Genomic DNA, 24,750 nt, shown 5'->3' on the forward strand with positions numbered 1-24,750 from the left:
GCATTTTTAAATAATGTTGGTGCATATCTGAAATGGATTGCTAGAGATAGAAATTGTAAAATCCTTTTCTATAAAAAAATAGTTGTGTTGTTGACATTGTTTATGTGAAATGGTAATATATCAAAGGTGCTCCTATTTACCTGTTGCTTTGGAGGATATCGAAATGTCTTATGAAAAAGTATCGCAGGCACAAAATATAATAGTAGGAACAAAGCAAACGGTAAAAGCCCTAAAGGCTGGGGATATCATTGAACTGGTTATTGCGGAAGATGCTGATCCAAAGGTGACGGCGAAAGTTCTTCAAGCAGCCAAGGAAGTGAAGGTTCCTGTAACGCGTGTTGACTCGATGAAAAAACTCGGGAAAGCTTGCGGGATAGAAGTCGGGGCAGCTACTGTAGCTATAACTAAGTAAAAAACTGTTTTTGCGGAACGATCTCTGCAAGGACTTTGTTTTTATTTAAAAATGAACCACCTGGATGTGTGGGCTTACCAAAAAAGTGAAGGGAGGAAAAATCATGCCTACAATTAATCAATTAGTGCGCAAGCCTCGGAAATCTGCTGAGGAAAAGTCAAAATCACCTGCGCTTAATAAAGGTTACAACAGCTTCAAGAAAGCACAGACTAACGTTACTTCTCCACAAAAACGTGGTGTATGTACACGTGTTGGTACTATGACTCCGAAGAAGCCTAACTCGGCATTACGTAAGTATGCTCGTGTACGCTTAACTAACGGAATTGAGGTTACAGCTTACATTCCTGGTATCGGACACAACCTTCAAGAGCACAGTGTTGTTCTTATTCGTGGAGGACGTGTAAAGGACTTACCGGGTGTACGTTACCATATCGTACGTGGAGCTCTTGATACAGCTGGTGTTAACAATCGTATGCAAGGCCGTTCTAAATACGGTACTAAGAGACCAAAAGCAGCTAAGAAGTAACAATAAAACATTCAATCAGTTTTGCTGAAAGGAGGAAAAAATATGCCACGTAAAGGTCCAGTTGCAAAGAGAGACGTTTTACCTGATCCGATATATAACTCAAAGTTAGTTACTCGTTTAATTAACAAAATGATGATCGATGGTAAAAGAGGTAAGTCTCAAACCATTTTATATAATGCATTCGATATCATCCGTGAGCGTTCAGGCAAAGAGCCTATGGAAGTGTTCGAACAAGCTCTTAAGAATATCATGCCTGTTCTAGAAGTAAAAGCACGCCGTGTTGGTGGTGCAAACTATCAAGTACCAATTGAGGTGCGTCCTGATCGCCGTACCACTTTAGGTCTTCGCTGGTTGGTAAACTATGCTCGTCTTCGCGGTGAGAAGACAATGGAAGAGCGTTTAGCTAATGAAATTTTAGATGCTGCTAACAGTGCAGGAGCATCCGTTAAGAAGCGTGAAGATACACACAAAATGGCTGAAGCAAACAAAGCGTTTGCTCACTATCGTTGGTAATCTAACCTTCAACTATAAAACACTCATACTAGGAAGGAGAAAGACCCAATGGCAAGAGAGTTCTCCTTATTTAACACTCGTAATATCGGTATCATGGCACATATTGATGCTGGTAAAACAACAACTACAGAGCGTGTCCTTTATTATACTGGCCGTATCCACAAGATCGGTGAAACACATGAAGGTGCGTCTCAAATGGACTGGATGGAGCAGGAACAGGAGCGCGGAATCACTATTACATCTGCAGCGACAACTGCTTCATGGAAAGGCCATCGCGTTAACATCATCGATACTCCGGGACACGTAGACTTCACAGTAGAAGTTGAACGTTCCCTTCGTGTTCTTGATGGAGCAGTAGCTGTACTTGATGCACAGTCCGGAGTTGAGCCGCAAACTGAAACAGTTTGGCGCCAAGCAACTACTTACGGTGTACCACGTGTAGTTTTTGTAAATAAAATGGATAAAATTGGTGCAGATTTCTTGTACTCTTTGAAAACTCTTCACGATCGTCTTCAGGCAAATGCTGCTGCAATTCAATTACCGATTGGTGCTGAAGATCAATTCGAAGGCATTATTGATCTAATTGATATGACAGCTACATTCTATGGTAACGACCTTGGAACTGATATTCAGGTTGGAGAAATTCCAGAGGATTATAGAGCACAAGCTGAAGAATACCGTGAGAAGTTAATAGAAGCAGTTTCAGAGTTTGATGAAGAATTAATGGAAAAGTATCTTGGCGGAGAAGAAATCTCTAACGATGAACTGAAAGTTGCGATTCGTAAAGGTACTGTAAACGTTGAATTCTATCCAGTTATCTGTGGATCTGCTTTTAAAAACAAAGGTGTTCAAAAAATGCTTGACGCTGTTATTGATTACCTTCCATCTCCGCTGGATGTTCCTGCTATCAACGGCACACTACCAGATACAGAAGAAGCTGTAGAGCGTCATGCCGATGATTCAGAGCCATTCTCAGCACTAGCGTTTAAAGTTATGACTGACCCTTATGTCGGTAAATTAACGTTCTTCCGTGTATACTCAGGTACATTGAACTCAGGTTCTTATGTTCAAAACTCTACTAAGGGCAAGCGTGAGCGTGTAGGACGTATCCTGCAAATGCATGCAAACTCTCGTGAAGAGATTTCAGTAGTATATGCTGGGGATATCGCAGCTGCAGTTGGACTGAAGGATACAACTACTGGTGACACTTTATGTGATGAAAAGAGCCTAGTTATTCTTGAATCAATGGAATTCCCTGAACCGGTAATTTCCCTTTCGATTGAGCCTAAATCGAAAGCTGACCAAGATAAAATGACAACAGCTCTACAAAAATTACAAGAAGAAGATCCAACTTTCCGTGCACATACTGACCAGGAAACTGGACAGGTTATCATTGCAGGTATGGGTGAGCTTCACCTTGACATCCTTGTTGACCGTATGCGCCGTGAATTTAAAGTAGAAGCAAATGTAGGTGCTCCTCAGGTAGCTTACCGTGAGACTTTCCGTGGATCTGCTTCAGTTGAAGGTAAATTCGCACGCCAATCTGGTGGACGTGGACAATATGGACACGTTTGGATCGAGTTTTCTCCTAACGAAGAAGGTAAAGGATTTGAGTTTGTAAACGGCATCGTTGGTGGGGTAGTTCCTCGTGAATATATTCCTGCTGTACAAGCGGGCCTTGTAGACTCACTAGATCGCGGTGTTCTTGCTGGATACCCACTTGTTGATATCAAAGCAAGACTATTTGACGGATCTTACCATGATGTTGACTCTAGTGAAATGGCGTTCAAAATTGCTGCTTCTATGGCACTGAAAAACGCTGCCTCTAAATGTAAGCCAGTAATTCTTGAGCCTGTTATGAAGGTTGAAGTTGTCATTCCAGAGGAATACATGGGAGATATTATGGGAGACGTTACTTCCCGTCGTGGACGTGTAGAAGGTATGGAAGCACGCGGAAATGCACAGGTTGTACGCGCAATGGTTCCACTTTCTGAAATGTTTGGTTACGCTACATCCCTTCGTTCTAATACACAGGGACGCGGAACTTTCTCAATGCATTTTGATCACTACGAAGAAGTACCAAAGTCGATCTCTGAAGAAATCATCAAAAAGAATAAAGGCGAATAATTGATTTTCGTCCTTTAATCCAGTATAACTACTAATGTAAGCATGGAAGCTGTGCAGAGTGTATATCATTTTGCACAGTCCAAAATATACTTAATTTTATTTTTTTTTAAAAAAAAGGAGGAAATTCCTAATGGGTAAAGCTAAATTCGATCGTTCTAAGCCACACGTAAACATCGGTACTATTGGTCACGTTGACCATGGTAAAACAACTTTAACTGCTGCTATCACTACTGTACTTTCTAAGTCTGGTGGCGGAGAAGCACGCGGATATGATCAAATTGACGCGGCTCCAGAAGAAAAAGAGCGCGGAATCACTATCAACACTTCTCACGTTGAGTATGAAACTGCTAACCGTCACTATGCACACGTTGACTGCCCAGGACACGCTGACTATGTTAAAAACATGATCACTGGTGCTGCACAAATGGACGGCGGTATCCTAGTAGTATCTGCTGCTGATGGCCCAATGCCACAAACTCGTGAGCACATTCTTCTATCTCGCCAGGTAGGTGTACCTTTCCTTGTTGTTTTCATGAACAAGTGCGACATGGTTGACGATGAAGAGCTTCTTGAACTAGTTGAAATGGAAGTTCGCGATCTTCTTACTGAATATGAGTTCCCTGGTGATGACCTTCCAGTTATCAAAGGTTCTGCTCTTAAAGCTCTTGAAGGAGACGCTGCTTGGGAAGAAAAAATCGTTGAGCTTATGGCTGCAGTTGACGAATACATTCCAAACCCAACTCGTGACACTGACAAGCCATTCATGATGCCTGTTGAGGATGTATTCTCAATTACAGGACGTGGAACTGTTGCTACTGGCCGTGTTGAGCGTGGAAAAGTTAAAGTCGGTGACGTAATCGAAATCATCGGTTTAACTGAAGAGCCAAAATCTACTACAGTTACAGGTGTAGAAATGTTCCGTAAGCTTCTTGACTATGCAGAAGCTGGCGACAACATTGGAGCTCTACTTCGTGGTGTTGCTCGTGAAGAAATCCAGCGTGGCCAAGTTTTGGCTAAGCCAGGCTCTATCACTCCACACACTAAGTTCAAAGCTGAAGTTTATGTTTTATCTAAAGAAGAAGGTGGACGTCACACTCCATTCTTCACTAACTACCGCCCACAGTTCTACTTCCGTACAACTGACGTAACTGGTATCTGCAACCTTCCTGAAGGCGTAGAAATGGTTATGCCTGGCGATAACATCGAAATGACTGTTGAACTGATTTCTCCAATCGCTATCGAAGAAGGAACTAAGTTCTCTATTCGTGAAGGTGGCCGTACAGTAGGCGCTGGCGTTGTAGCAACTATTCAAGAGTAGTAATAATGAAAAAACGGATGGGTGACGACCCATCCGTTTTTTTTTTTGCAGAGAATTATAAAACAACTCCTGTGTAAATATAATCTAACGTTTTTTCCCCTTTCATCCACAAGTATAAAATATCTCAAAATATCTTTGTCATTTTGATATCAATCCTGTATATCAGCAAAATATTATTGAAATAAGTTGAAAATATTTACAGTAAAATTCACTAAATGTTCATATTTAACTTGACGGCTTTGCACTAGCATAATATTCTTGTATTAAATGGATAAAAAATTCTGAAAATAAAATAAAGGAACGAGGAGAGTGGCAAGCTTGATTATTTCACTCAACAGCCAAATGAACCAGCTGATCGGGCAAGCAGCTTCCATTATCCAACTGCATAAGGAAGAGATACAAAAAGAGTGGGATCAAATTTTTTTTCGATTGAAACAAAACGAGACGCTTATCGACTGTGGTCCTGAAGCGCCAGATCAGCTTCAGTTAATTTCAAACCTGTTTTGGAAACATCTTTCAAGCTTTTCCTCATCAGAATCTGATAATGCATTCAGCGGCCTCCAGGATGATTGGGCTTTACAATTAGAAGAGCCATTTAGCTCCCATAAATTAATTTTAATTTTTACCATGCTTGAGAATGCCATTCATAAAGTCATTGGCAAAAATAGCAATGTGGATTACCAAGTTCATCAATCTGTTCAGCATTTCTTCTCATTAATTGTCCAACGTTTTTTCACAAAAACCAAGCTCGAACTGTTAGATGTCGATTATTTTATATCTCAAATATTTAGTAAAGATGAAAATCTGTTTTTATGGGCTGCAAAAATTAATAACGAAGATAACAGTATATTTAAGATTTCAAGCTTTACCCCTCATCGAAAGCTAGTCATTGACCATGAATGGATAAACATGGTCAAGACTCTTCAGGGCCCCTCACTTAGTCTCTTGTCAGATGCTGTTCTACGTCTGTTAATGGATTCGCTTCCATCTGATCAACTTGATGTATTTCCCCTTAATATGGGGCCTGACACATATTTGTTTTGTATCAATAAAGAGGATGCTGAACAAATAAAGCCTTTTTTCACGTTATCCTTGGAACTGTTGAAACAAAACGAAGTAGCACAGCAAAATATGCAGGTGAAAAGTGACTGGAAGGATTCGCTGATTCTTTTTGATGAGTGGATTATGCTGGCGAGAAACTTTGAGGAAGCGGTCGACAAGGTTGTGAGCGGTTTTGTTCATTACCTCCCTTTTAAAAGGGCGGCTTTATTCTATTATACCGAAACAGAAAATGGTGATGAAGTTGGCCTTGGGGTAATGGGCCATAAAATTGATACGACGGATATACGAAACATTCGAGAGAACTTGAATAATATTCCTCAGATCAAAAAGACGATGACCAGAATCCAGCCATTATATGTGCCTAGTGCACAGAATATACTGCCCGAGAAATTTGTGGAGCAATTCGAACTAAAATCATTAGTAGTTGTACCGATTTATAGTGCATCCAATAATCAAGTATGGGGTGGTGTTTTCCTCGACCAAGGAGAAGGGAAAGCATTTGAAGTGCCTGAAATGATTTTATCAGTCATTACTAAGTTCGGACAGCATGCAGGGGAGGTATTATCTAAATATTCCCCACATATTAGTCAGTCCCTGTCCGCCCCTGATAAAGGGAAGCTAACAGCGAGAGAGATTGAAATATTAAGGCTGATGGCAGAAGGGAAAACTATTGATGAGGCTGCTGATAAACTGTTTTTAAGCAAATATACAGTAAGGGACTATATATCTTTTATCATTAAGAAGCTGGATGCCCAAAACCGTACTCAGGCAATTGCTAAAGCTATTCGGCAAGGGATTATCTAAAGGAAGCCAGAGGGGTTAACCCAATGGCTTTATATATATGATTTAATAGTTATGGATTTGTTAAAATCCCTGGCTCCTAATGATGCGGTTAGTCATTGATTCATTGTTATTTTGTGAATTATTCGCATCCTCAAGGAGGGTGACGATTTTTCCGATGTTGTTTTCCAGGTTTACTAAGCGCTGCTCCAGTTGTGCAAGTTTAATATTATCGGATACAGAGGGTTCTTTATCTGAAGTCATTTCCTCTGCTGCTGCTATTTGATCCATTGTCTTACCGACAATCAATTCCTGCCAGCGGTCACTAATGTCATATTTAGCTTTAAGCAGCCACATGACAATATCTTTAGTAGAATAATCATCAAGGAAAACCTCAAGCATTGCGTCTTTAAAGGTTTCCCTTTTTCCTGGAACACCGTGGTCCTTGCCATAAAGGAGATGTTTTTCAATGATCGTTTCGATTTGGGGATTATTTGGACCACCGCTTTGTTTATAAAAGGCTCGGATCCGTTCGTTCATTGTCTTTTTTTCTTGATCGTCTCTCATATTTTTACCTCCTTTCATGCACTATTAAAATAAGGATCGTACTTTCCTAGTCCGCCAGATCCTCCACAGTAAAAAGAAACCTAAAATACCGCCCAATGCGAGACCAGAACTAGCAATTGTTTGCTTCGTTATTCCAAAAAATTCAGTTTGTGGCATGTTGCTCATAATTAAGCCTGTTGCAATAATAATTGAAGAAACAATCATAGTTAAGGCAAGCCTGTTCATAATTTGATTGGCCATAGTTGCGGTTCGTTTATCTACTCGCATTTGTACGCTCATTCGGAAATCATTATGATAGAAGTGCTCTAGGATTTTATTTATTCGGCGTGGCACTGTACCAAATAGCTTAACTACTTCAGTAATCCACGTGGCGTTTGCCCGGTAGTTAAACCTCCGTCCGATTACCCCCTTCATTACCGAGGTATCAGCTGATTCGACGACATGATGGTAGGATACTTCTGGGCAAATCCAGCGCGCAGTCCCTTCTGTAGCTGAAAATGCTTTTGCCCAAAGGGCTAAGCCATTAGGGATCTTACAGTAGTTCAACATTCCAATGTTGATAATCTCAAGCACTAGTCTGCCCCAATTGTATTTATCCGCCTGGGTACTATTCACATAGTTTAGAAACATTGCTCTGTATTGATCCCTTAATTTTACAGTATCGGTATAGATTGTAGGAATTACGACATCAAGGGCGCATTCAGCTGCATCTTCTGCCTGGTTTAAGCGTGTGTGCATTAAGAATCGAAAGATGGCCTGGGTGTGCATTGTATCCATCTTCCCGACCATGCCCCAATCGATAGGAACTGCCTTTCTCGTATTTTTACAAATAAGAATATTGGACCCATGTGCATCAGCGTGATAATTGCCGTTCATGAAAGATTCAATATAATAGTGGGCCAGGTCCAGCATTATAGAAAGACGCTCTTCAAAGGTAAAAAAGTCAACGGGAAAATCTTTGATTGTCCAACCGTCAATAAATTCCATAACTAAAACGTTTTTAGTAGAGAGGTAGACCTCAGAACCGCGGAGCCACTCAAAGCGTTCGCCGGCTATGCTGCGATGATGCTGCATTGTCTGAGCTTCCCGTTCCAAGTTTAATTCATTCATTGAACCGCTGTAATAATCAGTAACAAGCTCAATTAGATCCAGTGACGCAGCAATCTCTACTGGAAGCTGCTTTTGTAACCGTTTAGTCCACTTTTTAATAATAGAAATGTCGGTTTGGAATAAGTTCTCCACAGTAGGGCGCAATACTTTAACGGCTACGATCTCACCCGTTTTTAATTGTGCTCTGTATACCTGGGCAAGGGAAGCTGAACCGATTGGTTTTGTATCAATCCACGCAAATGAGTTGAGGCCCTCCGGAAGTTCATTTTCCAGTGTGTATTTGATATTGTCAAAAGAAATAGGCGGAACGCTATCAAGGAGCTTTTCTAGCTCAAGGGTAATTTCTTCAGGCAGAATATCGTTTCTGGTAACAAGTACTTGGCCGAGCTTAATAAATGTTGGCCCTAGTTCCTCAAAAGCCATTCTCATGCGATTACCGATCTTTCTGAGTTTGTCACTTTCTTTGGGAGTTCGGACCTGATGGCGAAACAATTTAAATAAACTAGAATCTTTAAAGATGTAACCAAGTCCATGTTTGGCGATGGTGCCAACTATTTTTCTTTCTCGCCTCCCTTTGGTGATCTTAGCTTTTTCTTCATCTATTTTTCTTTTTATGGCTTTAAGCTCCCGGCTGGAAGACTCCAATAGATATGTTTCAGTAACAGCCATTTCAAACCTCCTTATAAACAGTTAACAGCTTCACGTATTTAGCGTGTAATTTTATGTGTTCTATGCCTGTCGGGGCTGACCAGGCGCTTCCGCTTTTTTTATCCAGCTTTGCCTCCTAGAAACTCGGAAAACTTCAGCTCCTCCGTCAGAAGCACAAAACGCTTCTTTGTCAGAGCCTCCAGTTTTCTCGTTTCTGGAAAGTCGGCTCCGCTTTTTTTATTATCCAGCTGCAGCGCCTAGCCCCTCGAGTCGCTTCGGTCCACCTGTTGAAGTCAAAGAACGACTTCACCTGGTGGCCCTCCAGCGCTTGTCGGGGCTGACAAGGCGCTTCCGCTTTTTTTATTAAAAATAGGTTAGGGGTTGTTCGTTTAGGTCTGCGATAACTGACTTTGTTTCTAGGTATGCGTCTAGAGCATTTGGACCTAGCTCGCGTCCCAGTCCACTTTGCTTATAGCCGCCAAAGGGGGCGGTCGGTGTAAGAACTTGATATGTGTTCACCCAAATGGTGCCTGCCTGAATTTCCTGAGCCATTTTTAAGCCGCGCTTAAAATCCTTTGTCCAAACGGCTGCAGCAAGTCCATATATTGTGCTATTAGCTATTTCAATTGCATCATTTTCATCCTTGAAGGAAATTATGGCTCCAACAGGGCCGAATATTTCCTCCTGTGCAATCTGCATAGTTGGCTTAACATCAGCAAAAACAGTTGGATTAATAAAATAGCCTTCCTCCCGGCTGCTTTTACCGCCAGTTATCATTCTGGCACCTTCCTTCAGTCCGCTCTCAATATACTGAAGAATTTTATCATGCTGCTCTTTGCTGATAACTGGTCCAAGGTCATTACTCATATCATCCCCTGGGCCAACTGTTAGCTGGGCTGCCTCTTTCGAAATCAGGGTGACAAACCTCTCATATACACTCTCTTGAACTAAAATTCTGGACCCGGCTTGGCATACTTGGCCAGAATTGAGGAATAAACCGAACAGGGCACTTTTAGCTGCCTGCTCCAGGTCAGCATCTTCAAAAATAATATTTGGAGACTTTCCTCCAAGCTCTAGGGTTACTCGCTTAATATATGGTGCAGCAGCAGCGAGTATCTTTCTGCCAGTAGATGTTTCTCCGGTAAATGCAATTTTAGGAATATCAGGATGACTGACAATTGCTTTTCCGGCTGCATCAGCTCCAGGTAGAACTTGCAAAACACCTTCAGGGATACCGGCTTCATGACAAATCTCAGCAAGTTTTAAAGCTGTTAGTGGTGTTTCAGGGGCAGGCTTTAAAAGCATGCTGCAGCCTGAGGCAAGAGCAGGAGCTACCTTCCATGCAGGCATAAGAAGGGGGAAGTTCCACGGGGTAATTAGCCCTGCAACACCAATTGGTTCTTTTACGGTGTAAACGAAATGGTTAGGAGGCGCTCCTGTTGCTGAGAAGGGCTGTGTCAGTCCAAGCGGCTGAGCAGCTAGAGAGGCCATATAATCAAAGCATTCGATTACCATTGGTATCTCAACAAAAAGCGCGGTATTTAGAGGCATCCCATTTTCTAACGTCATGATCTGGGCAATCTCCATCTGTTTCTCATTTATTAACATCGATACCTGCCTGAGAATTCTCCCTCTTTCAAGCGGTGACATACCTCGCCAGCGCTTATCCGCAAAAGCCTCTTTTGCACCTTCAACAGCTCTGATTATATCTCCCTCACTAGCTTCACTGACTTCAGTGATTACTTTTCCAGTAGCAGGATTATATACTTTGAAGGTATGGCCACTTTCAGAATCACACCACTCACCATTAATAAAGAGTTGTCTTCGGTTAATCCCGGAAGTAATAGTAGTCATTAATAGATACACCGCCTTAATTATAATTAGAGCGTTTCCTGCCCGTTAGCCTGGTTAGGAAACGCTTACATAAATATCAGACTGCTATTTCTTCTCGTCCTGTTTTAATGAGATATTCACGGTAAAGCGGATACCATTGCTGAAGTTGGGGAACGACCTTTAACGATTTTGATAGAGGTCCGGTGGCCTTCATTTGCTGCCGTGCAAGAGCTTGGGTCAAATCTACTTTGCCAAGCCAAAACTTATGACCGATATCAGCAGTCATTTCAAATGTTAATTCAGGGTTTAAATCAGTTTCGCCATAAATAACATCAATGCTTCCTTGATCATTAGGCACCCAAGTCATCTTCGCTTCTGGTTTATGATAAATGTATTGAACAAGTGCGTCATGCTTATCTGATTTCACATAGGATTTCATAATTGCCTTTGATTGTTCCGAATCCTTCACTTCTTGAAAAAACCCTTCAAATACCTGATATAGTTCCTCTGCGGATTGAAAATACGGCATAGATAACTCCTCCTCATTTTTTATCGGTTAAAATTCAACTACACTTCTTGCCACTTTTCCTTCCTTTATATCCTGGAATGCTTCGTTAATCCCATCGAGAGACTGGTAAGTTTTTGAGATTAGTTCATCAAGCTTTATTTTATTTACCATGTACAAATCGAGTATTTTAGGAACATCTACAATTGGATTGCTTTGTCCATACCAAGATCCAGTTATCGTTCTGCTTTGAGCAGGTATTGAAAAAGCGTTTATACTGACGTCGAGGTGGGGTGGTGCTATTCCAACAACAACAGCTGTGCCACCTTTACCTAAGCAGTTGTATGCTTGGGCAATCGTGTTAGGGTTACCGATGACTTCAAATGCGTAGTCAGCGCCTCTGCCGCCAGTTAGCTCAATGACTTGGTCAATCACGTCATCTTCGCTGGCATCTATCGTGTCAGTAGCGCCAAACTGCATTGCTAAGTCGAATTTCCTGGGTGAAAGATCAACAGCAATTATTTTTGCAGCTCCTGCAAGCTGGGCAGCTTGAATAATGTTAAGTCCGACTCCGCCGGCGCCGATTATAACAACACTGCTTCCGGGTTTAACTTTAGCAGTATTTACTACAGCACCGTAGCCAGTTAACACACCACATCCCACTAATGCTGCTTGAGCAAAGGGAACGTCTTTCCTTATTGGGATTACTCCATTCTCGGGTACAACTGTAAATTCACTAAAAGTGCCAGTCATGCTGAATTGAAAGATTTCTTCCTCATTTAAGTGAAACCTTGTTGTTCCGTCAGGCATTGTCCCTGATTGGGCAGTTGCTTGGGCTTCATCGCACATATCTTTTCTGCCGATGTTGCAGTAGTAACAAGTTCCACATTCGGGTACCCAATTCAAGACAACATGATCTCCTTGCTTAACTCTGGTAACACCTTCCCCTACATCTTCCACGATTCCAGCGCCTTCATGTCCGAGTACCATGGGGACTGGCAGTGGAAGATCAGCAGATACAACGTGAAGATCACTGTGGCATATTCCCGCTGCTTTAATCTTTACGAGAACTTCTCCTTTCTTGGGAGGTCTAAGTTCCACATCTTCAATTGTTACAGGTTGGCCATAATCTTTTAATACGGCAGCTTTCATACTGGTGGTGCCTCCTTTTCTTAGGATAGTGTATATAAACCCATTATATTATTCAGAATATTTAAACAACATACCGTATTTATTCGGTACTCATTTTCGTAATTGGAGAAACTACCCGAAGAATGTAGGTTTATTTTACCGACGATTTACGAACTTTTGTAATCGCTTTCACTTAGAGTACTGTATAGCTATTAAGTTTTTAAAAAATAGGGAGGCGGGAAGGAATGAATAGTTTACCGAAGGTGCATACCGGATTTCAATCTTCTACTGAGAAGCTGTTAGATTGGAATCACCCAATGTATAAGCTTTATGAGAAAGCGAAAAAATTTGGAGGATGGAATCCAATAGATATTGATTTTTCGGTCGATAGACAAAGTGTATTAAATTCGGGGCCAAAAGAACGAGAGTTGGTGGCTCAGCTTGTAGCATTATTTGGTGCTGGCGAGGAGGCAGTCACACTTGACTTTTTACCAGTCCTTTATACGATGGCTAACGAAGGCCGGCTCGAAGATACAATCTATTTGACTACCTTCTTATATGAAGAAGCAAAACATACCGAGTTTTTTGCGAGGTGGCGTCAAGAAGTAGGGATGACAGAGGATCTGTCAAAATACCATACTGATAATTATAAAAAGGTTTTTTATGAGATGCTGCCACAGGCTATGAATGCTCTCTATACTGACAATTCCCCGGAAGCCCAGGTACGAGCATTGACAACCTATCACATGGTCGTGGAGGGAATGCTTGCTGAATCAGGCTATCATTCTTTTAGGCTGGGGTTTCAAGCGACTGGATTACTCCCAGGAATGATCGAGGGAATTAAGAACTTAGGCCGGGATGAAGGACGTCATATAGGGTTTGGTACATACACCCTTAGGCGTCTCATATCTCAGGATCCAAAGCTGTACGATGTTTTTACTGAAACGATGGATGGCCTTCTCCCTTATGCAATTGGCCTGATCAATGACACGATTGCTATTACGGAGGGAGAAGAGATGTATGGGGTTGACTGGACTATAATGACGGACTATGCAATAAAGCAGTACAATACCAGAGAGGCAAGTATATCAAAAGCAAAGGATCATTTTGATGCCTACCTGGAAATCGAAGAGGAAGCAGAAGCAATAATTGAGTAGCTGATTTAAACCAATTTGGTTTTTATCATAAATGAAGTACCCTTTTCTCTGCTAGTTTCAAATCTCCACCCCCAATTTGGGATGGCACCTGCCATCCTTTTTTTGTTTGTGTATTATTAACCTGTAGAAAGTGGTAACATTTATCGGACCACGGTCCTGTTGTTCATAGACTACCTCACACCGGTATAAATCAGGCCGGGATGTTCAGCGATGAAGAGTCAGTATCAACAGGAAGATCTTCCGACGCTAAGATCTATCTATATATATAGAAGAAACTGGTTGAGCAGAGGGTTCCAATATAAAATTAGGCTAGTAATTAACATGTTATTTTAAGAGTTGATAAATAAGGAAGAAACAAAAAGTAAATCTTCTCTTGTAAACTGGGAGATGAGCCGCTATAATAGTAAAAGTGTGTAAAACATATATAAAGTGCAAAGAAAAGTTGCACTCCAATTATGTTTTCTGTATAATAGACAATGTTGGTCTCTGACTGCGATGATGCGGAAGGTTGCTGACACACCCGGCCGCTTTGCCATGGCGAGTGTGTGGGAAATTTCCGTTGAGAAAGTCTATTTTAAAATAGGCGAAAAGGAGGGAAAATAATGGCAAAACAAAAGATTCGTATCCGTTTAAAAGCGTATGATCACAGAATTCTTGACCAATCTGCAGAGAAAATTGTTGAAACAGCAAAGCGTTCTGGGGCGGCTGTATCTGGCCCAATCCCATTACCGACTGAAAAGACTATTTATACTATCCTGCGTGCGGTTCATAAGTACAAAGATTCGCGTGAGCAATTTGAAATGCGCACACATAAGCGTCTAATCGACATCATCAACCCAACGCCACAAACGGTTGATTCACTTATGCGTTTAGATCTGCCATCAGGTGTAGATATCGAAATTAAACTTTAATAATAAATAATACAAATCTTTAGGAGGTGTGACTGAAATGACCAAAGGAATCTTAGGAAGAAAGATCGGTATGACTCAAGTGTTTGCTGAGAACGGTGATCTTATCCCGGTAACTGTAGTTGAAGCTGCTCCAAACGTTGTTCTTCAAAAGAAAATTGGAGAAACTGATGGATATGAAGCAATTCAATTAGGTTTTGAAGACAAGCGTGAAAAGCTTTCAAACAAACCGGAAAAAGGCCATGTCGCAAAAGCTAACACTACTCCTAAGCGCTTCGTTCGTGAATTCAACGGAGTAGACTTAGCAGAGTACGAAGTTGGTCAGGAAGTCAAGGTAGATGTTTTCGCGGAAGGCGATTTAGTAGATGTAACAGGAGTATCTAAAGGTAAAGGTTTCCAGGGTGCAATCAAGCGCCACGGACAATCTCGCGGGCCAATGGCTCACGGTTCCCGTTACCACCGTCGTCCAGGTTCAATGGGACCTGTTGCTCCAAACCGTGTATTTAAAGGTAAATTATTACCTGGACGTATGGGTGGAGAGCAGATCACTGTTCAGAACCTTGAAATCGTAAAAGTGGACACAGAGCGCAACTTGCTTTTAGTTAAAGGTAACGTTCCAGGTCCTAAAAAGGCATTGCTTAAAATCAGAAGCGCTGTTAAAGCGAAGTAACTTCTAGGGAAAGGAGGAAATTGGAATGCCGAAAGTAGCATTATTCAACCAAACCGGATCTCAAGTTGGCGATATCGAACTGAATGATTCAGTGTTTGGGATTGAACCTAATAACCACGTAATGTTCGAAGCTGTCATCATGCAAAGAGCTTCATTACGTCAAGGTACTCATAAAACTAAAATTCGTTCTGAAGTAGCTGGCGGCGGACGTAAACCATGGCGTCAAAAAGGTACTGGACGCGCACGTCAGGGTTCGATTCGTTCCCCACAATGGCGCGGAGGCGGTACGGTATTTGGACCGACACCACGCAGCTACAGCTATAAATTACCTAAGAAGGTTCGTCGTTTGGCAATTAAATCGGCGTTATCATCTAAAGTGTTGGATGAAAACATCTTAGTATTGGAAAACCTTGCATTCGAAGCTCCGAGAACAAAGGAATTCGCAGGCGTATTAAAAGGCTTAGCGGTTGACTCGAAAGCACTAATCGTAACTGCAGGGGTAGACGAAAATGTAGCTTTATCAGCACGTAACCTTCCTGGTGTAACGGTTGTTGCAGCTGATGGAATTAACGTTTTAGATGTTTTAAATCATGATAAATTAATCATGACTAAAGCAGCTGTTGAAAAAGTAGAGGAGGTGCTTGCATAATGGATGCACGTGATATCATTAAGCGCCCCGTAATTACTGAACGCTCTTCTGACTTGATGGGTGAAAAGAAATACACTTTTGAAGTTGATGTTAGAGCAAACAAGACTCAAGTAAAAGACGCTATTGAACAAATTTTTAGTGTTGATGTTGAAAAAGTAAACATCATGAACTATAAAGGGAAGTTCAAGCGTATGGGCAAATTCGGCGGATACACTAACAAACGCCGCAAAGCTATCGTAACTTTAACTGAAGACAGCAAAGAAATCGAATTCTTTGAGGTTTAATCACTTTAATTAGAAGAGGAGGGAAATGAAATGGCGATTAAAAAGTACAAACCTACCTCTGCCGGTCGTCGCGGCATGACAGCTTCTGATTTCGCTGAAATCACAACTGACAAGCCGGAAAAGTCTTTACTTGCACCGTTAAAAAGAAAAGGCGGCCGTAACAACCAGGGTAAGTTAACAGTTCGTCATCAAGGTGGCGGTCATAAGCGTCAGTATCGTGTTATCGATTTTAAACGTAACAAAGATGGCATTCCTGGACGCGTTGCCACAATCGAATATGATCCAAACCGTTCAGCAAACATTGCGTTAATCAATTATGCAGACGGAGAAAAGCGTTACATCCTAGCTCCTAAAAACCTAGTAGTAGGAATGGAAGTTATGTCTGGTGCTCAAGCCGACATCAAAGTAGGAAACGCACTTCCACTTATCAACATTCCTGTTGGTACTGTGGTACACAATATCGAGTTAAAGCCTGGCAAAGGCGGTCAATTGGTCCGTTCAGCTGGTACATCAGCACAGGTTCTTGGTAAAGAAGGTAAATACGTTCTTATCCGTTTAAATTCTGGTGAAGTTCGCATGATCCTTTCTGAATGCCGCGCGACTGTTGGTCAAGTTGGAAATGAACAGCACGAACTAATCAACATTGGTAAAGCAGGACGTTCACGCTGGTTAGGCAAGCGCCCAACTGTCCGTGGTTCTGTAATGAACCCTAACGATCACCCACACGGCGGTGGTGAAGGACGTTCGCCTATCGGACGTAAATCACCAATGTCTCCATGGGGTAAACCAACTCTTGGATTCAAAACTCGCAAAAAGAAAAACAAATCAGATAAATTTATCGTGCGTCGCCGCAAAAAATAACGGGATTGAGCTACGGTTCAACAGTAGAACCGTAGGACAATCACGAAGGGAGGTTCAATCATGGGTCGCAGCTTAAAAAAAGGACCTTTTGTTGATGAGCATTTGATTAAAAAGATCGAAAAGTTAAATGAAACGGAAGGCAAGCAAGTAGTAAAAACTTGGTCACGCCGTTCTACGATCTTCCCACAATTCATCGGACACACAATCGCTGTTTACGACGGTCGTAAACATGTTCCTGTATATGTTACTGAAGACATGGTAGGTCACAAGCTTGGAGAATTTGCTCCATCTCGTACTTACAAAGGTCATGCCAGTGATGATAAGAAAACAAGACGCTAATGAGAGGAGGGCATTCATATGCAAGCTAAAGCTGTTGCAAGAACAGTTCGTATTGCTCCTCGTAAAGTTCGCTTAGTAGTAGATTTAATTCGAGGAAAGCAAGTTGGTGAAGCGGTAGCTATTTTAAAACTTACTCCAAAGGCTGCTTCTCCAGTCGTGGAAAAAGTATTAAATTCCGCATTGGCAAACGCTGAGCACAACTACGATATGGACGTGAATAATTTAGTAGTTTCTCAGGTATTTGTAGACGAAGGACCAACTTTAAAACGTTTCCGTCCCCGTGCTATGGGCCGTGCTAGTCAAATAAACAAACGCACTAGTCATATTACAATCGTGCTATCAGAAAAGAAGGAGGGATAATCAGTGGGTCAAAAAGTAAATCCAGTTGGATTGCGCGTCGGAATCATTCGTGATTGGGAATCAAAATGGTACGCAGGCAAAGACTATGCAGATCTTTTACACGAAGACCTTAGAGTTCGTGAATACATCGCAAAGCGTTTGAGTGATGCTTCTCTTTCTAAAGTAGAAATCGAACGTGCAGCAAACCGTTTAAACGTAACAATCCACACTGCTAAGCCAGGAATGGTTATTGGTAAGGGTGGTACAGAAGTTGAAGCACTTCGTAAGGCGCTTAACCAGTTAACTGGCAAACGCGTACACATTAACATTCTTGAAATTAAAAGAGCCGATATGGATGCGAAATTGGTTGCAGAAAACATTGCACGCCAATTAGAAAACCGTGTATCTTTCCGTCGTGCTCAAAAACAAGCTATTCAACGCTCAATGCGTGCTGGAGCTAAAGGGATCAAGACAATGGTTTCCGGTCGTCTAGGCGGCGCAGACATCGCTCGTTCTGAACATTACAGCGAAGGAACTGTTCCACTTCATACTCTTCGTGCTGACATTGATTATGCACATGCAGAAGCGGACACTACTTATGGTAAGCTTGGCGTAAAAGTATGGATTTACCGTGGAGAAGTCCTTCCTGCTAAGAAGAAATCTGAGGAAGGAGGCAAATAATTATGTTATTGCCTAAACGCGTTAAGTATCGTCGTGTACACCGCGGCAAAATGCGTGGAAACGCAAAAGGCGGCACTGAAGTGAACTTCGGTGAATACGGCCTTCAAGCTCTTGAAGCTTCTTGGATCACAAACCGTCAAATTGAATCTGCCCGTATTGCAATGACTCGTTACATGAAACGTGGCGGTAAAGTTTGGATTAAAATTTTCCCTCATAAGCCTTATACTGCAAAGCCTCTAGAAGTTCGGATGGGTTCCGGTAAAGGTGCTCCTGAAGGATGGGTTGCTGTAGTAAAACCAGGCAAGATCATGTTTGAACTTGCTGGCGTTTCTGAGGAAGTAGCACGCGAAGCATTACGCTTAGCTGCACACAAACTTCCAGTTAAATGCAAGTTTGTAAAACGAGAAGAAATTGGTGGTGAAACTAATGAAAGCTAATGAAATTCGTGACCTTACCACTGCCGAAATCGAACAAAAAGTTAAATCCTTAAAAGAAGAGCTATTCAACCTGCGCTTTCAATTAGCGACTGGACAACTTGAAAACACAGCTCGCATTCGTGAAGTTCGCAAAGCGATTGCTCGCATGAAAACTGTGATTCGTGAAAGAGAAATCGGCGTTAACAATCGATAATATAGGGGAGGTTCTCGCAAAATGAGTGAACGCAACCAACGCAAAGTTTATACTGGACGCGTCGTTTCAGACAAGATGGATAAAACCGTAACAGTTCTTGTTGAAACTTACAAAACGCATTCTTTATACGGCAAGCGTGTGAAATACTCTAAAAAGTTCAAAGCTCATGATGAGCAAAATGAAGCAAAAATTGGCGATGTTGTTCGCATTATGGAAACTCGCCCGCTTTCTGCAACAAAACGCTTCCGCTTACTAGAAGTGGTTGAAAAAGCAGTTATTATTTAATTGTTCGGATTAAGGTTTATTCCGAAGGGAGGTTACTCGCATGATCCAACAGGAATCACGTTTAAAAGTTGCTGATAATTCAGGTGCTCGTGAAGTGCTTACAATTAAGGTTTTAGGTGGCTCCGGACGCAAGACAGCTAACATTGGTGATGTTATCGTTTGTACAGTGAAACAAGCAACACCAGGAGGCGTTGTTAAAAAAGGTGACGTAGTTAGAGCGGTTATCGTTCGTACGAAGAGCGGCATGCGTCGTAAAGATGGTTCATATATCACTTTCGATGAGAATGCATGTGTTATCATTCGTGACGATAAGAGTCCGCGCGGAACTCGTATCTTCGGACCGGTTGCTCGTGAACTTCGCGACAACAACTTTATGAAAATCGTATCACTAGCTCCAGAAGTACTATAATTTAAATTCAATGCCTTTTAAGGAGGTGCACACAGATGCATGTAAAAAAAGGTGACAAAGTAATGGTCATCTCTGGCAAGGATAAAGGCAAGACAGGAATCATCCTTGCAGCCTACCCTAAATTAAGCAAAGTCCTTGTCGAGGGAATCAATGTTGTTAAAAAACATTCAAAGCCTTCTCAAGTTAACCCACAGGGCGGCATTATCAGCCAGGAGGCATCTATTCATGTATCAAACGTTATGCCTATCGACCCTAAATCAGGTGAGCCAACACGCGTTGGTTACAAACAAGAAGATGGGAAGAAAGTACGCGTAGCAAAAAAATCCGGTGAAGTTCTAGATAAATAGTTCATAGATGAAGGGAGGTACAATCGATGAACCGCCTAAAAGAAAAGTTCAATAAGGAAATTTCTCCTGCTCTAGTGAGCAAGTTCAACTATAAATCCGTTATGGAAGTACCAAAACTAGAGAAGATCGTAATCAATATGGGTGTTGGTGATGCAGTTGCCAACGCAAAGGCGCTCGATGTTGCTGTTGAAGAGCTTACAACTATTACTGGTCAAAAACCTGTAGTCACTCGTGCGAAAAAGTCAATCGCTGGTTTCCGTCTTCGTGAAGGTATGCCAATCGGTGCTAAAGTTACACTACGCGGAGAGCGTATGTATCAATTTCTTGATAAGTTAATTTCTGTTTCACTTCCACGTGTACGCGATTTCCGCGGTGTTTCTAAGAAGTCATTTGACGGACGTGGAAACTACACACTTGGTGTTAAAGAACAGTTAATCTTCCCAGAAATTGACTATGATAAAGTAAATAAAGTTCGTGGCATGGATATTGTAATTGTAACGACTGCTAATACTGACGAAGAGGCTCGCGAGCTACTAACACAGTTCGGCATGCCGTTCCAGAAGTAATCTCTAAATAGAGGGAGGCGAAAACGTGGCTAAAAAATCAATGATTGCGAAGCAAAAACGCACGCCCAAACACAAGGTACAAGAGTACACTCGCTGTGAACGCTGCGGCCGTCCGCACTCTGTATACCGTAAATTTAGGCTTTGCCGTATTTGTTTCCGTGAATTAGCATACAAAGGGCAAATTCCTGGTGTGAAGAAAGCTAGCTGGTAAACCCCAAGTCTGGGAAGGAGGTAAAAATAATGGTCATGACAGATCCGATTGCAGATATGCTTACACGTATTCGTAACGCGAATATGGTACGTCACGAAAAGTTAGAAGTACCTGCTTCTAACATTAAGAAGGAGATCGCAGAGATCCTTAAGCGTGAGGGCTTCGTTCGTAACGTTGAATATATCGAAGACAACAAACAAGGTACTATCCGTATCTTTCTAAAATATGGTGCGAACAATGAACGTGTTATCACTGGTCTTAAACGCATCAGCAAGCCAGGCCTTCGTGTATATGCGAAGTCTACAGATGTACCGCGTGTACTTAACGGTCTAGGTATTGCACTTGTGTCAACTTCTCAAGGTGTCTTAACAGACAAAGAAGCACGTGCGAAACAAGTGGGCGGAGAAGTTCTAGGATACGTTTGGTAATATAGCTTTTTAATGAATGGAGGTGCAACAAATGTCTCGCGTAGGTAAAAAACCAATTGAAATTCCATCTGGAGTAACAGTTACTCTTTCTGGCAGCACTGTAACGGTAAACGGACCGAAAGGCGAACTTTCCCGTACTTTTAACCCAGATATCGAAATTAAGATAGAAGACAATATCATTACCATTACTCGTCCTTCAGACGCTAAAGACCATCGTGCATTGCACGGCACAACACGTGCTGTTCTTTCCAACATGGTAGAAGGTGTATCTAAAGGATTTGAAAGATCTCTTGAGTTAATCGGTGTAGGTTACCGTGCGTCTAAACAAGGTACTAAGCTTGTTCTTAACGTAGGTTACTCTCATCCGGTTGAAATTGAGCCTGAAGAAGGCGTTGAGGTTGAGGTACCAGCTAACACAAAGGTTATTGTAAGAGGTGCTGATAAGGAACGTGTTGGAGCATTAGCTGCTAACATCCGTGACGTTCGTCCGCCTGAGCCGTATAAAGGCAAAGGGATCCGTTATGAAGGCGAATATGTACGCCGCAAAGAAGGTAAAACAGGCAAGTAATGCCTCATAGGTAAAACGAAAGGAGTGACGTAAATGATCACGAAAGCTGATAAAAACGCTGTTCGCAAAAAGAGACATGGCCGTGTGCGTGCGAAACTCAGCGGAACTGAAGCTCGTCCTCGTTTAAATGTGTTCCGTTCAAACCAACACATTTATGCTCAACTGATCGACGATGTAAATGGAGTAACTGTTGCAAGTGCTTCTACTTTAGATAAAGAGCTTACTCTTGAATCAACTACTAATGTTGATGCTGCGCAAAAAGTTGGCGAACTAATCGCAAAACGTGCAGTTGAAAAAGGCCTACAGTCTGTAGTATTCGACCGTGGGGGATACCTTTACCATGGCCGCGTAAAAGCTTTAGCTGAAGCTGCCCGCGAAAACGGATTACAATTTTAATAGGAAAAGGAGGGACACATACAGATGCGTCGTATTGATCCAAACAAACTTGAACTTGAAGAACGCGTAGTTACAGTTAACCGAGTAGCTAAAGTTGTTAAAGGCGGACGTCGTTTCCGTTTTACCGCTCTAGTAGTAGTTGGCGATAAAAACGGTAATGTAGGATTTGGTACTGGAAAAGCTCAAGAGGTTCCAGATGCTATCCGCAAAGCAATTGAAGATGCGAAGAAAAACTTAATCGAAGTACCGATGGTAGGAACAACAATTCCTCACCAGGTTATTGGACACTTCGGAGCTGGCGAGATCTTCCTTAAACCTGCATCAGAAGGTACTGGAGTAATTGCCGGTGGTCCTGTCCGTGCGGTTCTAGAGTTAGCTGGTGTTGGTGACATCCTTTCTAAATCATTAGGGTCTAACACTCCAATTAACATGGTCCGTGCTACTATGGATGGATTAAAACAATTAAAGCGTGCTGAAGACGTAGCTAGATTACGTGGCAAATCAGTAGAAGAACTGTTAGGATAAGGAGGGAAATCAAATGGCTAATAAACTAGAAATTACCCTCACACGCAGCGTGATCGGCCGTCCGGCTGATCAGCGTGAAACAGTTAAAGCCCTTGGCTTACGCAAAATGCATCAAACCGTCGAACAGCAAGACAATCCCGCTATCCGTGGAATGATCAATAAAGTGAGTCATCTTGTAACAGTTAAAGAACAGTAATCTATTCTTCTTTAAAATAAGGAGGTGCCAACATGAAACTACACGATTTGAAACCTGCTGAAGGTTCTCGTCAAGAACGCAAACGTAAAGGGCGCGGTATTGGATCCGGTACTGGTAAAACTGCCGGTAAAGGTACTAAAGGTCAAAACGCTCGTTCCGGCGGCGGTGTTCGCCTTGGATTCGAAGGTGGTCAAACACCTTTATTCCAACGTTTGCCAAAGCGCGGCTTTACAAATATCAATCGAAAAGAATATGCTGTTGTTAATCTGGACGCGTTAAACCGTTTCGAAGACGGAACAGAAGTAACTCCAGAACTTTTGATTGAAACCGGTCTTGTCAGCAATGAACGTTCAGGAGTAAAAATCCTGGCAAAAGGTAACGTAGAGAAAAAACTAACAGTTAAAGCTCATAAGTTCTCCTCTGCAGCCAAAGAAGCTATTGAAGCTGCCGGCGGCAAAACTGAGGTGATTTAATGTTTCAGACAATCTCCAACTTTATGCGCGTGGGTGAAATTAGAAGCAAAATCTTATTCACCCTTTTAATGTTGATTGTATTTCGCATTGGGGCATTTATTCCAGTCCCCAATGTAAATGCTGATGTATTAAAAGCACAGGATGACTTAAATGTGTTCGGTGTACTTAACACTTTCGGCGGAGGAGCTCTACAAAACTTCTCAATACTTGCTATGGGAATCATGCCTTATATAACTGCATCCATCATTGTGCAGCTTTTACAAATGGATGTTGTTCCTAAGTTCACTGAATGGTCCAAGCAAGGAGAAGCAGGGCGCCGTAAATTAGCTCAATTTACCCGATATTTCACGATAGTGCTAGGATTCATTCAAGCACTTGGAATGTCTTATGGGTTTAACAACATGGCCGGGGGATTGTTAATTACTGAATCCGGTATTGGTACTTACTTGCTTATAGCCGTGGTTTTAACTGCCGGAACTGCATTCTTAATGTGGTTAGGTGAGCAAATTACAGCAAAAGGTGTAGGTAATGGTATTTCGATTATTATCTTTGCTGGTATCGTTGCAGGAATGCCAACAATGGTTAATCAAATATATGCGCAGCAGTTTGAGGGAGCTGGAGATCAGCTGTTCCTGCGAATTGTTACCATTCTATTAATTGTTTTAGCTGTTATTGCCATTGTTGTTGGGGTTATTTTCATTCAACAGGCAATCAGAAAAATTCCAATTCAATATGCGAAACGCATGGCAGCCGGCCGAAATCAAGTAGGCGGGCAATCAACACATTTGCCGTTAAAGGTTAATGCTGCTGGAGTAATCCCGGTTATCTTTGCGATTTCGTTTGTTGTAACGCCACCGACAATCGCCCAGTTTTTTGGTACGAATGACGTGACGATCTGGATACAAAGGACGTTTGATTATACACAGCCGATCGGTATGATCGTTTATGTGGCATTAATCATCGCGTTTACGTATTTCTATGCGTTTATCCAGGTGAACCCTGAGCAAGTTTCTGAGAATTTAAAGAAACAAGGCGGGTATATTCCCGGTATTCGTCCGGGACAAAATACTCAGGAATATCTTACAAAAGTCCTCTACAGGTTAACTTTTGTAGGAGCAATCTTCCTGTCCGTTATATCAATTTTGCCTGTCTTTTTTATCAAATTCGCAGGACTTCCGCAGACTGTTCAAATTGGCGGAACTAGCTTGCTGATCGTTGTCGGAGTTGCACTCGAAACAATGAAGCAGCTTGAAGCACAGCTTGTTAAACGCCATTATAAAGGTTTTATTAAATAAA

General features: G+C 41.9%; 34 protein-coding genes. 29 read left to right on the forward strand and 5 right to left on the reverse strand.

Annotation, left to right across the window (positions count from 1 at the left end):
• The first annotated feature begins 163 nt into the window (after nucleotides 1–163).
• The 6 genes from HRJ06_RS18755 (at nucleotide 164) to HRJ06_RS18780 (ending at nucleotide 6,762) form a co-directional block, all read left to right on the forward strand.
• Nucleotides 164–412, forward strand: a complete 249-nt coding sequence (locus tag HRJ06_RS18755; protein ID WP_174734510.1) for a 50S ribosomal protein L7ae-like protein — start codon at nucleotides 164–166, stop codon at nucleotides 410–412.
• Nucleotides 413–515: 103 nt separating this feature from the next.
• Entirely contained in the window at nucleotides 516–938 is a 423-nt protein-coding gene (rpsL, locus tag HRJ06_RS18760) for a 30S ribosomal protein S12 (RefSeq protein WP_174734569.1), read from the forward strand.
• Between the two features lie 42 nt (nucleotides 939–980).
• The gene (gene rpsG, locus HRJ06_RS18765) at nucleotides 981–1,451 is read left to right on the forward strand and encodes a 30S ribosomal protein S7 (protein WP_174734511.1); all 471 of its coding nucleotides are present in this window, start codon (nucleotides 981–983) and stop codon (nucleotides 1,449–1,451) included.
• A 48-nt stretch (nucleotides 1,452–1,499) separates the two neighbouring features.
• On the forward strand, nucleotides 1,500–3,578 hold the full coding sequence (gene fusA, locus HRJ06_RS18770) for an elongation factor G (protein WP_174734512.1): 2,079 nt from the start codon (nucleotides 1,500–1,502) through the stop codon (nucleotides 3,576–3,578).
• Nucleotides 3,579–3,708: 130 nt separating this feature from the next.
• The gene (gene tuf, locus HRJ06_RS18775) at nucleotides 3,709–4,896 is read left to right on the forward strand and encodes an elongation factor Tu (protein WP_174734513.1); all 1,188 of its coding nucleotides are present in this window, start codon (nucleotides 3,709–3,711) and stop codon (nucleotides 4,894–4,896) included.
• 318 nt (nucleotides 4,897–5,214) lie between these two features.
• Nucleotides 5,215–6,762 (forward strand): response regulator transcription factor, encoded by a 1,548-nt coding sequence (locus HRJ06_RS18780; RefSeq protein WP_174734514.1) that lies wholly within the window; start codon nucleotides 5,215–5,217, stop codon nucleotides 6,760–6,762.
• 60 nt (nucleotides 6,763–6,822) lie between these two features.
• Here the strand turns inward: HRJ06_RS18780 and HRJ06_RS18785 are convergent, their stop codons facing one another.
• The 5 genes from HRJ06_RS18785 to HRJ06_RS18805 all read right to left on the reverse strand — a co-directional run bounded on the left by HRJ06_RS18785 (nucleotide 6,823) and on the right by HRJ06_RS18805 (nucleotide 12,553).
• Entirely contained in the window at nucleotides 6,823–7,305 is a 483-nt protein-coding gene (locus HRJ06_RS18785) for a hypothetical protein (protein ID WP_174734515.1), read from the reverse strand.
• A 24-nt stretch (nucleotides 7,306–7,329) separates the two neighbouring features.
• Entirely contained in the window at nucleotides 7,330–9,084 is a 1,755-nt protein-coding gene (locus tag HRJ06_RS18790; RefSeq protein ID WP_174734516.1) for an ABC1 kinase family protein, read from the reverse strand.
• Nucleotides 9,085–9,426: 342 nt separating this feature from the next.
• Entirely contained in the window at nucleotides 9,427–10,917 is a 1,491-nt protein-coding gene (locus HRJ06_RS18795) for an aldehyde dehydrogenase family protein (protein ID WP_174734517.1), read from the reverse strand.
• A gap of 76 nt (nucleotides 10,918–10,993) precedes the next feature.
• Nucleotides 10,994–11,425: a hypothetical protein gene (locus tag HRJ06_RS18800; protein WP_174734518.1), complete on the reverse strand. Its 432-nt coding sequence runs from the start codon at nucleotides 11,423–11,425 to the stop codon at nucleotides 10,994–10,996.
• 27 nt (nucleotides 11,426–11,452) lie between these two features.
• On the reverse strand, nucleotides 11,453–12,553 hold the full coding sequence (locus tag HRJ06_RS18805) for a Zn-dependent alcohol dehydrogenase (RefSeq protein ID WP_174734519.1): 1,101 nt from the start codon (nucleotides 12,551–12,553) through the stop codon (nucleotides 11,453–11,455).
• A 224-nt stretch (nucleotides 12,554–12,777) separates the two neighbouring features.
• Between HRJ06_RS18805 and HRJ06_RS18810 the strand changes: the two genes are divergently transcribed.
• The 23 genes from HRJ06_RS18810 (at nucleotide 12,778) to secY (ending at nucleotide 24,749) form a co-directional block, all read left to right on the forward strand.
• Entirely contained in the window at nucleotides 12,778–13,689 is a 912-nt protein-coding gene (locus tag HRJ06_RS18810) for a R2-like ligand-binding oxidase (RefSeq protein ID WP_174734520.1), read from the forward strand.
• 602 nt (nucleotides 13,690–14,291) lie between these two features.
• Complete coding sequence (gene rpsJ, locus HRJ06_RS18815; RefSeq protein WP_027322659.1) at nucleotides 14,292–14,600, forward strand: 30S ribosomal protein S10; 309 nt, start codon at nucleotides 14,292–14,294, stop codon at nucleotides 14,598–14,600.
• A 37-nt stretch (nucleotides 14,601–14,637) separates the two neighbouring features.
• Entirely contained in the window at nucleotides 14,638–15,267 is a 630-nt protein-coding gene (gene rplC / locus HRJ06_RS18820) for a 50S ribosomal protein L3 (RefSeq protein WP_174734521.1), read from the forward strand.
• A 25-nt stretch (nucleotides 15,268–15,292) separates the two neighbouring features.
• On the forward strand, nucleotides 15,293–15,916 hold the full coding sequence (rplD, locus tag HRJ06_RS18825; protein ID WP_174734522.1) for a 50S ribosomal protein L4: 624 nt from the start codon (nucleotides 15,293–15,295) through the stop codon (nucleotides 15,914–15,916).
• On the forward strand, nucleotides 15,916–16,200 hold the full coding sequence (rplW, locus tag HRJ06_RS18830) for a 50S ribosomal protein L23 (RefSeq protein ID WP_197970028.1): 285 nt from the start codon (nucleotides 15,916–15,918) through the stop codon (nucleotides 16,198–16,200). Before rplD ends, rplW begins: the two co-directional genes overlap by 1 nt.
• 30 nt (nucleotides 16,201–16,230) lie before the next feature.
• Nucleotides 16,231–17,061 carry a 50S ribosomal protein L2 gene (gene rplB / locus HRJ06_RS18835; protein ID WP_174734523.1) on the forward strand — a complete coding sequence of 277 codons (831 nt, stop codon included), beginning with the start codon at nucleotides 16,231–16,233 and terminating at the stop codon, nucleotides 17,059–17,061.
• A gap of 60 nt (nucleotides 17,062–17,121) precedes the next feature.
• Nucleotides 17,122–17,400 (forward strand): 30S ribosomal protein S19, encoded by a 279-nt coding sequence (gene rpsS / locus HRJ06_RS18840; RefSeq protein WP_174734524.1) that lies wholly within the window; start codon nucleotides 17,122–17,124, stop codon nucleotides 17,398–17,400.
• Nucleotides 17,401–17,418: 18 nt separating this feature from the next.
• Nucleotides 17,419–17,760 (forward strand): 50S ribosomal protein L22, encoded by a 342-nt coding sequence (gene rplV / locus HRJ06_RS18845; RefSeq protein ID WP_174734525.1) that lies wholly within the window; start codon nucleotides 17,419–17,421, stop codon nucleotides 17,758–17,760.
• Nucleotides 17,761–17,763: 3 nt separating this feature from the next.
• Nucleotides 17,764–18,420, forward strand: coding sequence for a 30S ribosomal protein S3 (gene rpsC / locus HRJ06_RS18850; protein ID WP_174734526.1), 657 nt, complete (start codon nucleotides 17,764–17,766; stop codon nucleotides 18,418–18,420).
• Between the two features lie 2 nt (nucleotides 18,421–18,422).
• Nucleotides 18,423–18,857, forward strand: coding sequence for a 50S ribosomal protein L16 (rplP, locus tag HRJ06_RS18855; protein WP_174734527.1), 435 nt, complete (start codon nucleotides 18,423–18,425; stop codon nucleotides 18,855–18,857).
• The gene (rpmC, locus tag HRJ06_RS18860) at nucleotides 18,847–19,050 is read left to right on the forward strand and encodes a 50S ribosomal protein L29 (RefSeq protein WP_003351417.1); all 204 of its coding nucleotides are present in this window, start codon (nucleotides 18,847–18,849) and stop codon (nucleotides 19,048–19,050) included. The genes rplP and rpmC overlap by 11 nt, the downstream gene beginning before the upstream one ends.
• A gap of 21 nt (nucleotides 19,051–19,071) precedes the next feature.
• Nucleotides 19,072–19,335 (forward strand): 30S ribosomal protein S17, encoded by a 264-nt coding sequence (gene rpsQ, locus HRJ06_RS18865; protein ID WP_174734528.1) that lies wholly within the window; start codon nucleotides 19,072–19,074, stop codon nucleotides 19,333–19,335.
• Between the two features lie 40 nt (nucleotides 19,336–19,375).
• Nucleotides 19,376–19,744: a 50S ribosomal protein L14 gene (gene rplN, locus HRJ06_RS18870; RefSeq protein WP_174734529.1), complete on the forward strand. Its 369-nt coding sequence runs from the start codon at nucleotides 19,376–19,378 to the stop codon at nucleotides 19,742–19,744.
• A gap of 35 nt (nucleotides 19,745–19,779) precedes the next feature.
• Complete coding sequence (gene rplX / locus HRJ06_RS18875; RefSeq protein ID WP_174734530.1) at nucleotides 19,780–20,091, forward strand: 50S ribosomal protein L24; 312 nt, start codon at nucleotides 19,780–19,782, stop codon at nucleotides 20,089–20,091.
• Between the two features lie 26 nt (nucleotides 20,092–20,117).
• Complete coding sequence (gene rplE / locus HRJ06_RS18880) at nucleotides 20,118–20,657, forward strand: 50S ribosomal protein L5 (RefSeq protein ID WP_174734531.1); 540 nt, start codon at nucleotides 20,118–20,120, stop codon at nucleotides 20,655–20,657.
• Nucleotides 20,658–20,682: 25 nt separating this feature from the next.
• Nucleotides 20,683–20,868 (forward strand): type Z 30S ribosomal protein S14, encoded by a 186-nt coding sequence (locus HRJ06_RS18885; RefSeq protein ID WP_174734532.1) that lies wholly within the window; start codon nucleotides 20,683–20,685, stop codon nucleotides 20,866–20,868.
• Between the two features lie 29 nt (nucleotides 20,869–20,897).
• Nucleotides 20,898–21,296, forward strand: a complete 399-nt coding sequence (gene rpsH, locus HRJ06_RS18890; protein WP_174734533.1) for a 30S ribosomal protein S8 — start codon at nucleotides 20,898–20,900, stop codon at nucleotides 21,294–21,296.
• Nucleotides 21,297–21,327: 31 nt separating this feature from the next.
• The gene (rplF, locus tag HRJ06_RS18895) at nucleotides 21,328–21,864 is read left to right on the forward strand and encodes a 50S ribosomal protein L6 (protein WP_174734534.1); all 537 of its coding nucleotides are present in this window, start codon (nucleotides 21,328–21,330) and stop codon (nucleotides 21,862–21,864) included.
• Between the two features lie 33 nt (nucleotides 21,865–21,897).
• Nucleotides 21,898–22,260: a 50S ribosomal protein L18 gene (gene rplR, locus HRJ06_RS18900; RefSeq protein WP_174734535.1), complete on the forward strand. Its 363-nt coding sequence runs from the start codon at nucleotides 21,898–21,900 to the stop codon at nucleotides 22,258–22,260.
• A 24-nt stretch (nucleotides 22,261–22,284) separates the two neighbouring features.
• Complete coding sequence (gene rpsE / locus HRJ06_RS18905; RefSeq protein ID WP_174734536.1) at nucleotides 22,285–22,785, forward strand: 30S ribosomal protein S5; 501 nt, start codon at nucleotides 22,285–22,287, stop codon at nucleotides 22,783–22,785.
• Nucleotides 22,786–22,798: 13 nt separating this feature from the next.
• Entirely contained in the window at nucleotides 22,799–22,981 is a 183-nt protein-coding gene (rpmD, locus tag HRJ06_RS18910) for a 50S ribosomal protein L30 (protein ID WP_174734537.1), read from the forward strand.
• Between the two features lie 32 nt (nucleotides 22,982–23,013).
• On the forward strand, nucleotides 23,014–23,454 hold the full coding sequence (gene rplO / locus HRJ06_RS18915) for a 50S ribosomal protein L15 (RefSeq protein WP_174734538.1): 441 nt from the start codon (nucleotides 23,014–23,016) through the stop codon (nucleotides 23,452–23,454).
• A complete protein-coding gene (secY, locus tag HRJ06_RS18920) occupies nucleotides 23,454–24,749 on the forward strand; it encodes a preprotein translocase subunit SecY (RefSeq protein ID WP_174734539.1) in 1,296 nt (431 codons plus the stop codon). Before rplO ends, secY begins: the two co-directional genes overlap by 1 nt.
• Nucleotide 24,750: the final 1 nt, after the last annotated feature.

Origin of the sequence: Mesobacillus harenae, from assembly GCF_013343715.1 — a bacterium.
Taxonomy (GTDB): Bacteria; Bacillota; Bacilli; order Bacillales; family Cytobacillaceae; genus Mesobacillus_A; species Mesobacillus_A harenae.

Coding starts and splice junctions, on each gene's coding strand:
- rpmC (WP_003351417.1), top strand. CDS start 18,847: ATGAAAGCTAATGAAATTCGTGACCTTACCACTGCCGAAATCGAACAA.
- HRJ06_RS18810 (WP_174734520.1), top strand. CDS start 12,778: ATGAATAGTTTACCGAAGGTGCATACCGGATTTCAATCTTCTACTGAG.
- rplP (WP_174734527.1), top strand. CDS start 18,423: ATGTTATTGCCTAAACGCGTTAAGTATCGTCGTGTACACCGCGGCAAA.
- rplO (WP_174734538.1), top strand. CDS start 23,014: ATGAAACTACACGATTTGAAACCTGCTGAAGGTTCTCGTCAAGAACGC.
- HRJ06_RS18795 (WP_174734517.1), bottom strand. CDS start 10,917: ATGACTACTATTACTTCCGGGATTAACCGAAGACAACTCTTTATTAAT.
- HRJ06_RS18785 (WP_174734515.1), bottom strand. CDS start 7,305: ATGAGAGACGATCAAGAAAAAAAGACAATGAACGAACGGATCCGAGCC.
- HRJ06_RS18790 (WP_174734516.1), bottom strand. CDS start 9,084: ATGGCTGTTACTGAAACATATCTATTGGAGTCTTCCAGCCGGGAGCTT.
- HRJ06_RS18805 (WP_174734519.1), bottom strand. CDS start 12,553: ATGAAAGCTGCCGTATTAAAAGATTATGGCCAACCTGTAACAATTGAA.
- secY (WP_174734539.1), top strand. CDS start 23,454: ATGTTTCAGACAATCTCCAACTTTATGCGCGTGGGTGAAATTAGAAGC.
- rplN (WP_174734529.1), top strand. CDS start 19,376: ATGATCCAACAGGAATCACGTTTAAAAGTTGCTGATAATTCAGGTGCT.
- rpsQ (WP_174734528.1), top strand. CDS start 19,072: ATGAGTGAACGCAACCAACGCAAAGTTTATACTGGACGCGTCGTTTCA.
- rplF (WP_174734534.1), top strand. CDS start 21,328: ATGTCTCGCGTAGGTAAAAAACCAATTGAAATTCCATCTGGAGTAACA.
- rplR (WP_174734535.1), top strand. CDS start 21,898: ATGATCACGAAAGCTGATAAAAACGCTGTTCGCAAAAAGAGACATGGC.
- rplC (WP_174734521.1), top strand. CDS start 14,638: ATGACCAAAGGAATCTTAGGAAGAAAGATCGGTATGACTCAAGTGTTT.
- rplX (WP_174734530.1), top strand. CDS start 19,780: ATGCATGTAAAAAAAGGTGACAAAGTAATGGTCATCTCTGGCAAGGAT.
- fusA (WP_174734512.1), top strand. CDS start 1,500: ATGGCAAGAGAGTTCTCCTTATTTAACACTCGTAATATCGGTATCATG.
- rpsL (WP_174734569.1), top strand. CDS start 516: ATGCCTACAATTAATCAATTAGTGCGCAAGCCTCGGAAATCTGCTGAG.
- HRJ06_RS18800 (WP_174734518.1), bottom strand. CDS start 11,425: ATGCCGTATTTTCAATCCGCAGAGGAACTATATCAGGTATTTGAAGGG.
- rpmD (WP_174734537.1), top strand. CDS start 22,799: ATGGCTAATAAACTAGAAATTACCCTCACACGCAGCGTGATCGGCCGT.
- rplE (WP_174734531.1), top strand. CDS start 20,118: ATGAACCGCCTAAAAGAAAAGTTCAATAAGGAAATTTCTCCTGCTCTA.
- rpsS (WP_174734524.1), top strand. CDS start 17,122: ATGGGTCGCAGCTTAAAAAAAGGACCTTTTGTTGATGAGCATTTGATT.
- rplW (WP_197970028.1), top strand. CDS start 15,916: ATGGATGCACGTGATATCATTAAGCGCCCCGTAATTACTGAACGCTCT.
- rplD (WP_174734522.1), top strand. CDS start 15,293: ATGCCGAAAGTAGCATTATTCAACCAAACCGGATCTCAAGTTGGCGAT.
- rpsH (WP_174734533.1), top strand. CDS start 20,898: ATGGTCATGACAGATCCGATTGCAGATATGCTTACACGTATTCGTAAC.
- HRJ06_RS18755 (WP_174734510.1), top strand. CDS start 164: ATGTCTTATGAAAAAGTATCGCAGGCACAAAATATAATAGTAGGAACA.
- rpsJ (WP_027322659.1), top strand. CDS start 14,292: ATGGCAAAACAAAAGATTCGTATCCGTTTAAAAGCGTATGATCACAGA.
- tuf (WP_174734513.1), top strand. CDS start 3,709: ATGGGTAAAGCTAAATTCGATCGTTCTAAGCCACACGTAAACATCGGT.
- rplB (WP_174734523.1), top strand. CDS start 16,231: ATGGCGATTAAAAAGTACAAACCTACCTCTGCCGGTCGTCGCGGCATG.
- rpsE (WP_174734536.1), top strand. CDS start 22,285: ATGCGTCGTATTGATCCAAACAAACTTGAACTTGAAGAACGCGTAGTT.
- rpsG (WP_174734511.1), top strand. CDS start 981: ATGCCACGTAAAGGTCCAGTTGCAAAGAGAGACGTTTTACCTGATCCG.
- rplV (WP_174734525.1), top strand. CDS start 17,419: ATGCAAGCTAAAGCTGTTGCAAGAACAGTTCGTATTGCTCCTCGTAAA.